Below are 14,738 nucleotides of genomic sequence, written 5' to 3'. Positions count from 1 at the left end.
CCCGGCAGCACCAGGAGAGGGCTCGGCCATGGCCATGTCACGGGCAGTTCCCAATCTCGCCTTCCGACGGCTCCGCGGACCGCACTCCCCCGCGGAGTTCGCCGCCATGGTCCGCCGGGCGGCGCGCGAGATCGGTGAACAGGTCGCGTGCGACGCCCGCTACATCGGTCGCGTGGAAGCGGGCGAGATCCGCTGCCCGAACTACGCGTACGAGCGGGTCTTCCTGCACATGTTCCCCGGGCTGACCCTCGCCGACCTGGGTTTCTCTGCGCGGGAGGCGGTACGCGGCCGACGGCAGGCCGCCCCGGCCGGGGCCTCGGGGCCCCCCGTCCTCCCGACCCGGAACGATGAGGAGAGCGACGTGCTGCGTCGCGCATTCATGACGAGCGGCACCGCCACCCTGGCGGCCGCCTCCTGGGGACTCGGCTCCACCGCCGCCGCGATCCCCAGCCCCCGCGGGCCCCACCGCATCGGCGAGGCCGAGGTCCTCGCCGTCGAGGACGCCGTACGGCGCATCCGCCTGCTCGACGACCGGCACGGCGCCGACGGGCTCTACAAATGCGCGGCCCAGCCGCTCCGCACGGCCTATGCCCTGCTCGACCAGGGCACCGCGGCCCGCCGCTCCACCGAGGACCGGCTGCTCGCCGGCGCAGGCGAGCTGTCGCTCTCCGTGGGCTGGCTCGCCCACGACTCGGGCCGCCACGAGGACGCCCGCTCCCACTACGCCGAGGCCCTCGCCACCGCCCGGGTCTCCGGCAACGCGGCCCTGGAGGCGCACGCCTTCTGCAACACCTCCTTCCTCGCCCGCGACACCGGCCGCTACCGCGAGGCCGTCCGCGCCGCGCAGGCCGGAACGCGGGCCGCGCACCCGCTCGACTCGCCCCGGCTGCTCGCCCTGCTCTCGCTGCGCGAGGCCGCCGCCTGGGCCGGGCTCGGCGACCGCTCCTCCGCCGAGGCGTGCCTCGGCCGCGCCCACGAGCACTTCGGCCGCGGCCACGCCGACCAGGACCCCGAGTGGATGTCCTTCTTCGGCGAGCCGGAACTGGAGGCCCTGGAGGCCCACTGCTGGTCCGCGCTCGGGGACTGGAGCCGCGCCGCCCGCCACTCCTACCGGGCCACCGTCCTCCAGCACCCCCGCTTCGCCCGCAACCTCGCGCTCTACCGCGCCCAGCTCGCCGGCAACCTCGCCCGCGCCGGCCGCCGCGACGAGGCCGAGGCGGAGGCGCGGCGGGTGGCGGACTCGATGGACGGGATCGCGTCGGCGCGGATCAGGGGGCTGCTGGCGGAGACGCGGCTGATCCTCACGGGGGCGTGAGGGGGGGGCGGCGGCGCGAGGGGGCGTGGATATCGGATCCAATGTCCTGGATCCGATATCCCGGATCCGCTGTTTTGGATCCAATGTTCTGGATCCGATATCCCGGATCCAGATGCTCTGGATCCGATGTCCCGGGATCCGGTCCCGGATCCCGGATCCCGGGTCAGCCCTCCAGGTGGCCCGTGTCGTTCCAGCGCTCGATCGCCGGGGCGCCGTACGCCCAGCCGAGGACCGAGAGGCTCGTCGGGTCGAGGCGGACGCGGGAGGCGAAGGAGACGTCCTCGCCGAGCCAGCGGGCGCCGATGGAGCGGAGGATGTGGCCGTGGGCGAAGACCAGGACGTCCCGGTCGGCCGAGCGGGCCCACTCCACGACCTCGTCGGCGCGGGCGGAGAGCTGGGCCAGCGACTCGCCCTCCGGGACGGCGTCCCGCCAGATCAGCCAGCCCGGGCGCAGCTCCTGGATCTGGGCCGGGGTCAGGCCCTCGTAGGCGCCGTAGTCCCACTCCATGAGGGCGTCCCAGGGCTCGGCGCGGTCGCCGAAGCCGGCGAGGTCGCAGGTCTCGCTCGCGCGGACCAGCGGGCTGGTGCGCACCTCGACGCCGGGCAGGCCCTGCCAGGGGCCCCGGTGCAGACGCTCGCCGAGCAGCTTGGCGCCGCGCCGGCCCTGGTCGAGCAGCGGGATGTCGGTCCTGCCGGTGTGGCGTCCGAGGAGCGACCACTCGGTCTGGCCGTGTCGGGCGAGCAGGATGCGCGGTGCCATGGGCGGGGCTCTCCAGAATGTGCGCGGAAACGGGGAACGGGTGCCTTCCGTCGGGGGCCCCTCCGGAGGGTCCCTCCATCATCGCGCAGGTGGATCCGGCACGAACTCCCGGTGTCCCCGGGCCGGAACACGCCCGCGTTGTCAGTGGCGGATGCGAGACTTCCGCGGGTGAGCGCATCCCTGGACGACGGCGGGTCACGGCCGCCGCAGACGACGGACCCCGTGCCGACCCCGGCGAGCCGGCGCAGGACGCGGGAGAGACTCGCCGAGCTGCGCGGGCCGGCGGTTCCGCCGCGCCCGCTGGACGCGCGGGCGCTGGCCGCGCTGGCCGCGAATCCGGGGTGCAGGCGCCGCGCGCTGCTCGACGGCGCCGGGGTGGACAAGGGGGCGCTCGCGTCGCGGCTCGGTTCGCCGGCGCCGTTCGGCCAGTCGCAGTTCGCGATCGTGCGGGGCAACAGCTTCGAGGCGAAGGTGAAGGCCGACGGCGGGCGGGAGCTGCTGCGCCTCTTCGGCGTGGAGGACCCGGGCACCGTCTCCGTACCGGACCTGTCGGCGTCCGGGCCCGAGGGGCGGACCGCGCGCACGGCGCTCGCGCTGCGCGAGGCGACCGCTGCCGACGGGTGGACGCTGCTCGACCATCCGCTGCTGACCCTGGAGGTGGCCGGCTCGCCGGTGCACCTGGAGCCGGACGCCGTCGTGGTGGACCCGGCCGGGCGGTGGACGGTCGTGGAGATCAAGTCCTTCCCGATGGTGGACGGGGCCGCGGACGCCGCGAAGGTGGGGGCGGCGGCCCGGCAGGCGGCGGTGTACGTGCTGGCCCTGGAGCGGGTGGCGGCGCTCACCGAGGGCGCCGAGGTCGGCCGTTCCGTGCTGCTGGTCTGCCCCAAGGACTTCTCGAACCTGCCGACGGGCTCCGTGGTGGACGTGCGCAAGCAGCGGGCGGTCACCCGACGGCAGCTGGAGCGGCTGACCCGGATCGAGGAGATCGCCGGGGCCCTGCCGGAAGGGCTGAGCTTCGACGTGCGCGGCTGTTCGGCGGAGGAGCTGGCGGCGGCCGTGGAGGCGGTCCCGCACGCGTACGCGCCGGAGTGCCTGGCCGCCTGCGAGATGGGCTTCCACTGCCGGTCGCGGGCGCGGGCGGCGGACGCGGTGCAGACCCTGGGGCGTTCGGTGCGGGGCGAGCTGGGCGGGCTGACCACGGTCGGGGCGGTCCTCGGCGCCGCGCGGGGCGAGCACGGCGATCCGGAGGACCCGGCGGTGGCGGCGCTGCGCCGGGCGCGCGCGCTGCGGCAGGAGGCCCTGGACGAGGCGGAGGCCGCCCCATGTCGCTGATCGCGCACCTGGCCCGGATGGAGGCCGTGGAGGCGGGGCGGGCGCAGCCGCTCGCGACCGTCCGGCACCGGCACCTCTCCGGGCGGCCTCTCGTGCTCGTGCCGCTGACCACCGCCGGCGAGGCGGGCGCCCCGCTCGGGGCCCTGGTCGGCACCGACCCTGAGGAGCCGCGGCTCCTCGTGGTGCCGCAGCCCCGGGACCGGGAGCTGCGGTTCGCGTTCCTCGCCGAGCTGGCCGAGGAGGTGCTGCCGTACGTCGACGGGTACGCGGACGCCGTCGAGCCGGTGGAGCGGAAGGACTCCGCCACCGGCGAGAAGGTGCAGGTCGAGCTCTGTCTGGACGCGCCGCAGCTGATCGTCCCGAGCCGGGCCGGGATCGAGTACGTACGGCTCCTGGGACGGTCGACGCGGTTCCGGCGGACCGCCGAGCAGGACCCCGACACGCCGTATCCGGCACCCGCGCGCGTGCCGCTGCTCGGACGCTGGCTGACCCACTACGGCGAGCGGGCCCGGGTGCCGGGCTCCTCGCTGCTGCTCGCGGCGACCGACCTGCTCAACCGGCACTGGGCGACCGGCCAGTCCTCCCTGGAGGACCAGCACCTCGGGGCGCTGCTCGCCTGGATCGACCCGGACGACGGGGAACCGGGCGCCGAGGCGGCGTACCGGGCCGAGCTGGGGCGGGACGCGAAGGGTCAGCTGCTGTGCCCGCCGGCGGGACCCGCGACCGACCCGGCCTTCGACAACCATCTGCTGGCGCCCGCGATCGAGGCCTACGACCGGGCCCGGCAGGCGGTCGGGGCCGCCGAGGACGGCGAGACCGCGGACGTGGCCCTCGCCGCGCTGCACCGGGCCGAGCGGGAGGTCCGCCGGCTGGTCGCGTCGCAGCTGAAGCCGGCCTGGGAGGCGACCTGGCGGGCGCTCGGCCTGCTGCGGGAGCTGCCCGAGGGGGCGCGGGTCACGGACCGGTGGACCCGGGACCGCTGGTCCTTCACCGCGCACCGGGACCGGATCGCGGCCGGGGAACCGCCGCAGCCTCGCCGCGACGACGCCGTGACCGCCGCCGCGAAGCTCGCCGCGCGCGAGCAGGCGCAGGGGCAGCTGGACGCCCAGGAGGCCCTGGACGATCCGCTGGTGCTGGCCGGGCGGCGGCTGGCGGGCGAGGCGTTCACCGGGGAGGTCACCGAGGTCGTCATGGCGTGGACGGAGTCGAAGCGGCCCGCGCCGCGCCCGCTGCTGACGGTCCGCACGGAGGACCGGCCGCATCTCGACGGGGGCGTGAAGGTGTACCGCTCGCTCGGCGGGAAGCCGCAGTCGGCCCAGTTCGTCGCCCGCGAGGAGGACGGTTCGCTGGTGCTGCGGCTGCTGGACAAGATGGGCCGGGCGAAGGAGCCCGCGGAGGGCACGGTGCCGGAGAAGGGCGAGCGGATCGCCTGGACGCTCTTCGAGCACGACACGCGGGTCGGGCCGAAGCTGCCCGACCCGGAGGAGACGCCGTGGACCCACGGCGGCCCGCCGCGCCACGCCGACACCGCCGAGCTGCCCGACGCCGTGACCCCCGAGGACCTGCTGTGACCGTGTACGACCCCACCGTGCTCGACCCCGCCGCGGCCGCCGCGAAGGCGACGGCGGAGATCCTGGAGAGCACCCTGCACGGGCGGGCCCGGGGTGTCGTCGTCGACTCCCCGCCGGGCGCCGGCAAGTCGACGCTCGTGGTGCGGGCCGCGCTCGAACTGGCCGCCGCGGGGCGCCCGCTGATGGTGGTGGCGCAGACCAACGCGCAGGTGGACGACCTGGTGCTGCGGCTCGCGGAGAAGGAGCCCGAGCTCGAGGTGGGCCGGCTGCACTCCAGCGACGGGGACCCGTACGACAAGGCGCTCGACGCGCTCGACGGCGTACGGAAGTCGGCGAAGGCCGGGGACCTCGCCGGGCTGCCGGTGGTCGTCTCGACGGCCGCCAAGTGGGCGCACGTGAAGAACGTGGAGCCGTGGGCGCACGCGATCGTGGACGAGGCGTACCAGATGCGCTCGGACGCGCTGCTCGCCGTGGCGGGGCTCTTCGAGCGGGCCCTGTTCGTGGGCGACCCGGGGCAGCTGGACCCGTTCTCGGTGGTGGGCGCCGACCAGTGGGCGGGGCTGTCGTACGACCCGTCGGCGTCGGCGGTGTCGACGCTCCTCGCGCACAACCCGGAGCTGCCGCAGCACCGGCTGCCGGTGTCCTGGCGGTTGCCCGCGTCGGCGGCGCCGCTGGTGTCGGACGCGTTCTACCCGTACACGCCGTTCCGCTCGGGGACCGGTCCCGGCGACCGGCGGCTCGCCTTCGGCGCGCCCTCGGACGGCTCCGCCCCGGACCGGGTCCTGGACGAGGCCGCCGAGTCCGGCTGGGGACTGCTCGAACTGCCCGCCCGGCACACCCCGCGCACCGACCCGGAGGCCGTGCACGCGGTCGCCCTGGTGGTGCGCCGGCTCCTGGACCGGGGCGGCGCGGCGGTCAGCGAGCGTTCCGACACGCCGGTGCCGCTGACCGCCGAGCGGATCGCGGTGGGGACCGCCCACCGCGACCAGGCGGCGGCCGTCCGGGCGGCCCTCGCGGCGCTGGGCGTGTCGGGGGTGACGGTCGACACGGCCAACCGGCTCCAGGGCCGCGAGTACGACGTCACCGTCGTCCTCCACCCCCTGTCGGGCCGCCCCGACGCCACCGCCTTCCACCTGGAGACCGGCCGCCTCTGCGTCCTGGCCTCCCGCCACCGCCACGCCTGCGTCGTCGTCTGCCGGGCCGGCGTCACCGACCTCCTCGACGAGCACCCGTCGACGGAGCCGGTCCAGCTCGGCGTCACCGTGAAGTTCCCGGACGGCTGGGAGGCCAACCACGCGGTCCTCTCCCACCTCGCCGAACACCGCGTCGCCTGGACGCCCTGACCGACAGGCCCCGGACCCGACCGGTTTCCGACCCGCCGCACCCGGACCTCGACCCGCCGTCCCTGACCCGCCCGGCCCGGCCCTGACCGTCCCCGACGGACCCGGAGCCGCGCGGTCGCCGCGCGGCTCCGGGTTCACCCGGTGAGCGGCGGTCCGGGTTCGGCCGCGTGGGCGAGGAGTTCGTCGACCGACCACTGGTCGTCGATGTGCTCGCCGTACTTCACGGCGGCGATCCGGCCGCCCGGGGTGATGAGGAAGTCCGCGGGGAGGCCGATGCGGCCGCCGGGCTGGGAGGCGGCGGGGAGCCGGCCCCGGCCCCGGAGCAGGTCGGCGGTGCCCGCCAGGACGCCGCGGACGATCCCCGGCCAGCCCCGCGGGTCGAGCAGGGCCCGGCGGTGGGCCTCGACGCCGAACTCCGCGTACAGCGCCTTGCCGGGGTCCGCGACGACGGCGAAGGGCAGGTGGGCGACGTGCTCGCGCAGTTCCTCGGCGGGCGAGTGGAAGAGGACCACCTCCCGGATCCCCGCCCGTTCGATCTCGGCGTGACGCCGGGCGACCGAGCGGAGGTGGAGGTTGCAGACGGGGCAGCCCGCGAAACGCCGGAACTGGACGTGGACGGCGCTGCCGGGATCCGGCACGGCCAGCGGCGGACCGGAGACCGGCGTGAGCGTGCGGACGGGGACGGAGTCGCCCGGCCGGAGCCGAGGGCGGGGACCGGGACGGACCGGGGTACGGGTGGGGTTCGAGGGCGTGCGCATGGATCACCTTCCGCGGGAGAGCCCGTAGGTGTACGGCGTACACCTACGAGGTTAGGCGTAGGGCGTACGCTGTCAAGCGCCATGCCACGACCCCGCTCCCTCACCCCCGACCGGCTCGCCGCCGCCGCGCTCGCCGTCGTCGACCGCGACGGACTGCCCGCGCTCTCCATGCGTACCGCCGCCAAGGAACTCGGCATGAGCCCGATGGCGCTCTACCGGTACGTGAGCGACCGCGACGAGCTGGAGCGGCTGGTGGTCGACCGGATCCTCGACGGCCTGGACACCACCCCTCCGTCCGGCGACGCGCCCTGGCCCGAACGGGTCGAGGCCATGGCCGTCCGGCTGCGCGACGCCGTCGCCCGCCACCCGGAGGCCGTCCCGCTCACCCTCGCCCACCGCCACCGCGCCTCCGGCGGGCTGCGCTGGTCGGAGACCGTGCTCGCGATCCTCACCGAGGCCGGGATCGCAGGACCCCGGCGGGTGGTCGCCCTGCGGGCCCTGCACGCGTACGTGAGCGGGGCGATCCAGCTGGAGCACCGCGGACCGCTCGCCGGCCCGGGCACCCGGACGATCGCGGCGCTGCCCGGCGACCGGTACCCGCTCCTGACGGCGACCGCCCGGGACGCCGGCGGGGTCGGCGCCGACGAGGAGTTCCTCGGCGGGCTCCGCATGCTGCTGCGCGGCCTGGGGCGTTGACGCCCGCGGGCGGTCTTGCGGGAACCGGGACAATGGGGGGTGGTCCGGGTTTCCGGGGCATGTGGGTGCGGGAGAAGGAGCAGAGCATGGCGGAATCCGCGGAGCGGAGCGGACAGCGACGGCTGCGACCGGCGCCGCTGATCTTCGAGCCTGCCGAGGCGACCGCCGACCCGGAGCACTTCTTCGACCTGGAGTCGATCGAGGACCCCAAGGAGCTGCTGTCCCGGGCGACGGAGCTGACCCTGGCGTTCCGGGCGGCGACGGACCGGGCGATCGAGTTCCAGGCCGTGGCGGCGGCGCAGCTCGCCGATCCGAAGCGGTTCGACCGGCTGACGGCGGCGGACGTGGCCGAGCGGGCGGCCTGGACCGAGGACTACGCGCGGAAGATGATCGAGTTCGGGCGGGACCTGATCCGTACGGACGGGCGCCCCGCGGAGGACTGACGGTCCGGGGCGGACGGGCGGTCCAGGACGGACCGACGACGCTGGACGGACCGACGACCCGGGGCGGACTGGCGACCCGGGGCGGAACACGCGTTCGGCATATGCGGGGCGCACGATACTCCTCCGCCGCCCGCCCTGTCCGCGTTTCGGGAACTCTCGGCGTGCGCTTCGTCACCGACGGTAGACCTGTCGTATGACGACGACGACCTGGCTGCGCGACGAGACCACCCCGTACGACGTCTTCCGCTTCCTGCGGGCGGGGGACGAGGACCGGCACCAGACCGCCCGGGTGACCTCGGACGGCGCCGCCTGGCTGGCCTCGGCGGCGGGCGGGGAGCCCGGGGCGGCGCTCGCGCGCTGGGAGGCCCGGCCGGAGGCGCCGGCGGTGCTGCCGTGCGGGACGGCCTTCGACGTGGTCGGCGTGGACCCGGTCTTCGGGCGGCGGATGCTGGACCGGCTGTGGGAGGAGGGCCCGGGCTCGGGCCCGGTGGCCGCGCACCGGGGCCGGATGCTGCTCTTCGCCGCGCCGGGGACGGCCCAGCGGCTGCCCGCGCTGCTCGACTGGGAGGAGTGGGGCGACGCGGTGCCCCGGCCGCTCTGTCACGGCACGGGCGACGCGGTGACCGTGCCGCCGCTGGTCCCGGCCGGGAAGGGCGGCGCCGAGCCGCGCTGGCTGGTCGCCCCCGACACGCGGAGCCCGTGGCTGCCGGGGCCCGAGGTGATGCTGTGGGCCTGTGTGCGGGCCGCCCGGGTGGTTTCCGCGCCCGACGTGCGGGTATCGATTTTCGCTCCCGCCGCTCAGGGTGCTAATGTCTACGACGTCAGCAGGCGCCGCTAGCTCAGTTGGTTAGAGCAGCTGACTCTTAATCAGCGGGTCCGGGGTTCGAGTCCCTGGCGGCGCACCGACACGGAAAGGCCCCTCGCGAGAGCGAGGGGCCTTTCCGCATGTCCGGCCGGGTCCGTCGGATGCCGGTCGCGCGGTCACTCCGGGGCGGGCGGGGTGATCTTCACCGTCCAGACGCCGGAGGCGCTGCGGTCGGCGACCTCGACGCGGACGTCCGTGCCGGGCACGGTCAGCGTCTCCCCCACCTCCATCGGCGCGTCGGCGAGCGGCGGGTACACCGACCGCTCCCAGCACGCCTCGGTGGCCGGGTGGGCGTCCACGACCTCGACCGGGCCGTCGCCGGAGGCCGCGCCGGCCCGCACCCGGTAGACGAGGACGCCCTCGGTGCAGGTGTCGGCGTCGTTGCCGCTCGCCTCCCGGGCCTCGATCGCGAGGACGCTGTCCGGGCCGGTGCGGACGACCGCGAGCCGGGTGCCGCGCGCGCCGGGGGCCACCGGCGCGGCGGAGACCGCCTCCAGGCCGACCATGCGGGGCTCGCCGCCCTGGACGCAGGTGACCTGGGAGGGGTCGAGCCAGCCCAGCTTCCACTTGTGCCAGCCGAAGGGGTCGGGGGCGAGCCCGAACTGGCTGCCCATGACGTCCCAGTCGCCCACGTGGGTGTCCCAGTCGCCCTTGCCGTCGGCGGGCCGGCGGTAGAGGTCGGGCAGGTCGAAGACGTGGCCGGTCTCGTGGGCGAGGACGTTCCGGTCCGGTGGGTGCCGCTCGAAGACCGTGACGACCCGCCGGATCTTCGTCCCGTCGGCCTCCAGCGGGCGCTCCAGGTTGACGACCTTGGTGGCGTCCGAGTCCACGCCGGGCGCGTCCGGGTCGGCCACCAGGTAGACGATGTCGTACCGGGAGAAGTCGACGGAGTCGTCGGCGGCGGCGAGCGCGTCCCGCAGGTAGGCGGCCCGGTCCGCGGAAGCCCAGTCGCGCCGTATGTCGTAGGCGGTGGACGGGCGGGGCATGGGCGTCCAGTCGGCCCGGGCGTGCGGGCGCAGGTCGAACCGCCCGTAGGAGGCGCGCCGGAAGAAGTCGGTGGTCGCCGGGAAGTGGTCGGCGGTCAGCTCCTCGGGCGTGGTCAGCGGGGCGGCGTCCGGGAACGACAGGAAGATCATCACCGCGTCGAGCGAGCGCTCGGGGCGCGGATAGGAGCCGTTCCAGCTGGAGAGGCCGAGCGAGTGATGGGCGGCTGTACGGGGCAGGGCGCAGGGTCCGGCCGACGGCGCGGCCACGGCGGGGCCGGCGACCAGGCCGGTCGCCGCGAGCGCGACGAGCGCGGTGAACGAGGCGGCTCCGGCGCGCAGCCGGGAGCGCTCCACTCCCTCGGGTGGCTGCTGACCCTCCACGTGGACCTCCGGTTCGCGAGTGCGGGACACCTCCACCACCTTGTGATGGTTCGCGGCGTTTCGCATGTTTCCGCTGCCCCGGTCGGGTGAGAGCGCGGCGCGGAGTGGACGCGAGACGGGCGCACTTCAGCTCACGGACAGTCACATTCGGTCATCCTGTCGCCGCCGCAGGTCAGACCCGGACGGAAACGGTCGAGGGGGTGGCCGTGGGCGGCCGCCCTGACACCGCTCGGGGCCCCGGCCGCCCGCCCCGGAGCTGGAACGGCCCCCCGGGCTGGCTCTATGATCGGCAGACTTGTCCCAGGCCGACCATTCCGACCACATGTGAACGGCCCCCCTTCACCACGGGAGCGAGCGGTGAGCGGAACCCCCGAAGGACCGGTACACCCAGAGCCGCCCGGCTTCCCGCCGGCCCGCCCGGCACTCACGGAGCGTGAACTCCGCGACTACCGGGCCGCCTTCCGCACCTCCCAGCTCGCCATGGCCCTCGTGGACCGGGACGGCCTGGTCGTCGCCGCCAACGACTCCCTCGGCTCCCTCCTCGGCACGGACAGCGCCGCGCTGCGCGAACAGGCCGCCGCCGACCTCGTGGACCTCGCCTCCGACGGACGCACCTGGCACGCCTACCGCGAGGTGCTGCGCGGCCGGCGCTCCCGCTTCCGCTGCACCCGCCGGCTCAAGCATCCGGACGGACGCAGGCTGTGGGCCGAGGTCACCGTCGCCCCGGTGCCCGACGCCGGGCGTGTGCTGCTCTCGGTCGCGGACATCAGCGACCGGCGGGAGCTCCAGGCCCGGCTGCGGCATCTCCAGATGCACGACCCGGTGACCCGGCTGCCCAACCGGACGCTCTTCTTCGAGCGTCTGTCGGCCGCGCTGGAGACGGCGGCGGCGGAGAGCGCCGAGGCGGCGACGGAAGCGGGCGGACCGCTCGAACCGGCCGGTGCCCCGGAGCCGTACCGGTCACATGATCCGTATCTGTCGTATCAGTCGCACGGGTATGGCAGAACAGGGCGGATCGGTCTCTGCTACCTGGATCTCGACGGGTTCAAGGCGGTCAACGACACCCTGGGGCACCGGGTCGGCGACCGGCTGCTCGCCGCCGTCGCCGGACGGCTCACCGAGTGCGCGGACAGCGCCGGGTACACCCGCAGCGGGGGTCATCTGGTGGCGCGGCTCGGCGGCGACGAGTTCGCCCTCCTCGTGGAGGACTCCAGCGGGACCGACCAACTCGCCGAGCTGGCCCGCTCGGTGCTGAACGCGCTGGAGCGGCCCTTCGACCTGGGCGGGCAGCGGCTCTCGGTCTCGGCGTCGATCGGCGTCGTGGAGCGCACGGCCGTCGGCACCACCGCCACCGGGCTGATGCAGGCCGCCGACACCACGCTGTACTGGGCGAAGGCGGACGGCAAGGCGCGGTGGACGCTCTTCGACCCGGAGCGCAACGCCCACCGGATGACGCGGCAGGCGCTCTCCTCCACGCTGCGTCCCGCGGTGGAGCGCGGGGAGTTCGCCCTGGAGTACCAGCCGCTGGTCGACCTCGCGGGCGGTGCGGTGCGCGGGGTGGAGGCGCTGGTGCGCTGGAACCACCCGCAGTTCGGGGTGCTTCCGCCGAATCGGTTCGTCGGGATCGCCGAGGAGGACGGGTCGATCGTCGAGCTCGGGCGGTGGGTGCTGCGGACCGCGTGCGAGCAGGCCCGGCAGTGGCAGAAGGACCATCCGCGCGAGCGGCCGCTCTTCGTCAGCGTGAACGTGGCGGTCCGCCAGGTGTGGGACTCCGACCTGGTGGCGGACGTGGCGGGGATCCTCGCCGAGACGGGGCTCGCCCCGCACCTGCTCCAGCTGGAGCTGACCGAGTCGGCGGTGATGGGTTCGGCGGGCCGGCCGCTCCAGGCGCTCCAGGCGCTGAGCGACATGGGCGTGCGGATCGCCATCGACGACTTCGGCACCGGCTACTCGAACCTGGCCTATCTGAGCCGGCTGCCGGTCTCCGTCCTCAAGCTGGACGGCTCCTTCGTGCGCGGCTTCCAGGACGAGGAGCACGCCAACCCTGCGGACGAGCTGATCGTGGAGGCGCTGGTGCAGCTCGCCCACCGGCTGGGCCTCACCGTCACCGCCGAGTGCGTGGAGACGTCCGGGCAGGCGGCGCGGCTGCGGCGGATCGGCTGCGACACCGGGCAGGGCTGGCTGTACTCGCGGGCGGTGGCCCCGGACCGCATCGCCGCGATGCTGGAGGGCACGACGCCGCTGCGGGTCTGAGGCCGCCGCGCGGGGGCATGGAACTGCCCCCGGCCGGAGGGACATTCCGGGCGGGGGCAGTGGTTCATGAGGGGTGGTGCGGGGTCAGGCTCAGCAGGCGCCGAGGTCCTGCCAGACGCCCCACTCGCCGGTCGAGCCGGGGGTCTCGTTCTGCGTCCACCACTTGGCCTTGTACTTGCGGCCGTTGTGGGAGACCTCGTTGCCCGAGTTGTAGACCGTGCCGGCGACGTAGGCCGCGAGCGAGCCGCAGCCGGCCGGCGGGGTGGTCGGCGGCGTGGTCGGCGGGGTCGTGGGCGGCGTGGTCGGCGGGGTCGTGGGCGGCGTGGTGGGCGGGGTCGTGGTGCCGCCGAGCGCCGCGTTGATCTGGGTCAGCAGGGTGGCGTTGTTGTCCAGGCCGAGGAGCGAGTACATCATCGCGCCGCCGAGACCGCGCTGCTTGCCGTAGTTCACGCGCTCCTGGATGGCCTTCTGGTTCAGGCCGGTGAAGAACTCGCCGTCCTTGTAGAAGTACGCGGACTTGGCCTGGTCGTCCCAGAAGGTGGTCGCCGCGTTGTCGACGATGCCGCCGAGCTCCTTGTAGTGGGCGATGCCGGCCTGCTGGGAGAGCGGGCGGGCGCCGGAGCCACCGGTGGCGGTCTGCGCGAGGCCGTTGGCGGAGCCGGCGGGCACGCCCTTCCAGCCGCGGTAGTAGAACTCGTAGCCCAGGGTCAGCTTCTCGGCGGGGAAGCCGCCGGCGATGCCGTAGGCGGGCTTGCCGTCGATCCAGGAGTCGATCGCGTTGTCGATCGAGTACTTCTCGGTGCCCGGGGCGATCGGGTCGGTCGGGTCGGTCGCACCGGAGTAGAGCGGCGACTGGTGGTACGTCGGCCCGTCGCCGTCCCAGGCGCCGTGCATGTCGTACGTCATGATGTTGGCGTAGTCCAAGTACTGGCCGATCTTGTCGGTCTCGATGTACTTGATCTTGTCCTGGCCGGCCGGCATGGCGGCGGTCAGCATGTACTTCTTGCCGCCGTTGGCCGCGCCGTACTCGTCGAGCTGCTTGCGGAACTCGGCGAGGAGCAGCGTGAAGTTCTGCTTGTCCTCGGGGCCGTAGTGGTTGCCCAGGTGGCCGCCGGAGGAGCCCGGGTACTCCCAGTCGATGTCGATGCCGTCGAAGATGCCGGCCGCCGTGCCCGCGCCGCCGAAGCCGCCCTCGACGGGCAGGTTGCCCTTGAGGTACTGGTCGATGCAGGAGGAGACGAGCTTCTTGCGGCTCGCGTCGGTCTTCGCCGCGTCGTGGAAGTACTTGGAGTAGGTCCAGCCGCCCAGCGAGATGTTGATCTTCAGGTGGGGGTACTTCGCCTTCAGCTCCTTGAACTGGTTGAAGACGCCCACGATCGGCTGGTCCCACTTGTCGGCGACGCCGTCGACGGAGTCGGCCGCGGAGAAGGACTTCTGGTAGTCGGCGTAGGAGTCGCCCGCGCCGTCGCCCGCGTTCGGGTTGTTGTCGTCACCCGCGGCCTTGTTGGCCATGAAACAGGTGAGGTTCGTCGGGTGGATGTTGCCGAACGAGTAGTTGATGATGTCCAGCTGGCTCGCGATACCCCGCGTGTCGAGGTGCTTCGGGTAGAACGCGTTGCCGTACACGCTCCACTGGTCGTAGTACGCGATGCGCACGCCGCCGGGGGAGGCGGTGGTCGAGGCGTCGGCGGCCTGGGCGGAGCCGAGACCCGCGGTGGCGGCGAGGGCGCCGGCCGCGAGGGCCGAGCTGAGCAGCGCGGCGATCAATGACTTACGGGGGTGCACGAGCGTCCTCCGATGGGGGGGGTACTGGTGGTGCCGTACAAGGAGTTGGAGCAGTGATAGCCCCCGCGTGAACGGCGCGTCAATGGTCTGAACCAGATTGAGGACTAGACCAATTCGAGAGGGAAAGCCCTCGTCAGGGGCGTGCAGCACAAAAAAGGACCGCCCGCCACCATCGGTGACGAGCGGTTTAAGGTTCCTTTAGGGGAGCCGGCGGGATGGTTCTACGGTGAACCAGTGCTCCACCGGAATT

12 protein-coding genes and 1 tRNA gene are annotated in these 14,738 nt (G+C 74.3%); 9 read left to right on the top strand and 4 right to left on the bottom strand.

What is annotated here, in order from left to right:
- The first annotated feature begins 28 nt into the window (after positions 1–28).
- Positions 29–1,315: a tetratricopeptide repeat protein gene (locus ACF1BN_RS04645; protein WP_392330115.1), complete on the top strand. Its 1,287-nt coding sequence runs from the start codon at positions 29–31 to the stop codon at positions 1,313–1,315.
- Positions 1,316–1,478: 163 nt separating this feature from the next.
- Here the strand turns inward: ACF1BN_RS04645 and ACF1BN_RS04640 are convergent, their stop codons facing one another.
- A complete protein-coding gene (locus tag ACF1BN_RS04640; RefSeq protein ID WP_392330114.1) occupies positions 1,479–2,075 on the bottom strand; it encodes a histidine phosphatase family protein in 597 nt (198 codons plus the stop codon).
- A 168-nt stretch (positions 2,076–2,243) separates the two neighbouring features.
- Here ACF1BN_RS04640 and ACF1BN_RS04635 point away from each other — a divergent pair, with 168 nt between their 5' ends.
- Genes ACF1BN_RS04635 through ACF1BN_RS04625 form a run of 3 tightly spaced genes read left to right on the top strand, consistent with a single transcriptional unit; the run spans position 2,244 to position 6,321 of the window.
- Positions 2,244–3,407: a hypothetical protein gene (locus tag ACF1BN_RS04635; RefSeq protein WP_392330113.1), complete on the top strand. Its 1,164-nt coding sequence runs from the start codon at positions 2,244–2,246 to the stop codon at positions 3,405–3,407.
- Positions 3,398–4,978, top strand: coding sequence for a hypothetical protein (locus tag ACF1BN_RS04630; RefSeq protein WP_392330112.1), 1,581 nt, complete (start codon positions 3,398–3,400; stop codon positions 4,976–4,978). The genes ACF1BN_RS04635 and ACF1BN_RS04630 overlap by 10 nt, the downstream gene beginning before the upstream one ends.
- Positions 4,975–6,321: an AAA domain-containing protein gene (locus ACF1BN_RS04625; RefSeq protein WP_392330111.1), complete on the top strand. Its 1,347-nt coding sequence runs from the start codon at positions 4,975–4,977 to the stop codon at positions 6,319–6,321. The genes ACF1BN_RS04630 and ACF1BN_RS04625 overlap by 4 nt, the downstream gene beginning before the upstream one ends.
- Positions 6,322–6,455: 134 nt before the next feature.
- Here the strand turns inward: ACF1BN_RS04625 and ACF1BN_RS04620 are convergent, their stop codons facing one another.
- A complete protein-coding gene (locus tag ACF1BN_RS04620) occupies positions 6,456–7,079 on the bottom strand; it encodes a peroxiredoxin-like family protein (protein ID WP_392330110.1) in 624 nt (207 codons plus the stop codon).
- Positions 7,080–7,160: 81 nt separating this feature from the next.
- On the opposite strand from ACF1BN_RS04620, the gene ACF1BN_RS04615 reads away from it, so the two are divergent.
- From ACF1BN_RS04615 to ACF1BN_RS04600, 4 genes are all read left to right on the top strand, one after another.
- A complete protein-coding gene (locus ACF1BN_RS04615; protein ID WP_392330109.1) occupies positions 7,161–7,775 on the top strand; it encodes a TetR/AcrR family transcriptional regulator C-terminal domain-containing protein in 615 nt (204 codons plus the stop codon).
- A gap of 86 nt (positions 7,776–7,861) precedes the next feature.
- A complete protein-coding gene (locus ACF1BN_RS04610; protein WP_392330108.1) occupies positions 7,862–8,218 on the top strand; it encodes a hypothetical protein in 357 nt (118 codons plus the stop codon).
- Positions 8,219–8,411: 193 nt separating this feature from the next.
- Positions 8,412–9,056 carry a hypothetical protein gene (locus ACF1BN_RS04605; RefSeq protein ID WP_392330107.1) on the top strand — a complete coding sequence of 215 codons (645 nt, stop codon included), beginning with the start codon at positions 8,412–8,414 and terminating at the stop codon, positions 9,054–9,056.
- A tRNA-Lys gene (locus ACF1BN_RS04600) sits at positions 9,047–9,120 on the top strand. Before ACF1BN_RS04605 ends, ACF1BN_RS04600 begins: the two co-directional genes overlap by 10 nt.
- 79 nt (positions 9,121–9,199) lie before the next feature.
- On the opposite strand, the gene ACF1BN_RS04595 is transcribed toward ACF1BN_RS04600, so the two are convergent.
- Positions 9,200–10,450, bottom strand: coding sequence for a M6 family metalloprotease domain-containing protein (locus ACF1BN_RS04595; RefSeq protein WP_392330480.1), 1,251 nt, complete (start codon positions 10,448–10,450; stop codon positions 9,200–9,202).
- A 357-nt stretch (positions 10,451–10,807) separates the two neighbouring features.
- Between ACF1BN_RS04595 and ACF1BN_RS04590 the strand changes: the two genes are divergently transcribed.
- Complete coding sequence (locus tag ACF1BN_RS04590) at positions 10,808–12,703, top strand: putative bifunctional diguanylate cyclase/phosphodiesterase (protein ID WP_392330106.1); 1,896 nt, start codon at positions 10,808–10,810, stop codon at positions 12,701–12,703.
- A gap of 90 nt (positions 12,704–12,793) precedes the next feature.
- Here the strand turns inward: ACF1BN_RS04590 and ACF1BN_RS04585 are convergent, their stop codons facing one another.
- On the bottom strand, positions 12,794–14,488 hold the full coding sequence (locus ACF1BN_RS04585; RefSeq protein WP_392330105.1) for a glycosyl hydrolase family 18 protein: 1,695 nt from the start codon (positions 14,486–14,488) through the stop codon (positions 12,794–12,796).
- Positions 14,489–14,738: the final 250 nt, after the last annotated feature.

Origin of the sequence: Streptomyces sp. NPDC014861 (assembly GCF_043081625.1) — a bacterium.
GTDB lineage: Bacteria > Actinomycetota > Actinomycetes > Streptomycetales > Streptomycetaceae > Streptomyces.
The sequence above is the reverse complement of the archived record's forward strand: the minus strand, read 5'-3'. Positions and strand labels throughout refer to the sequence as shown.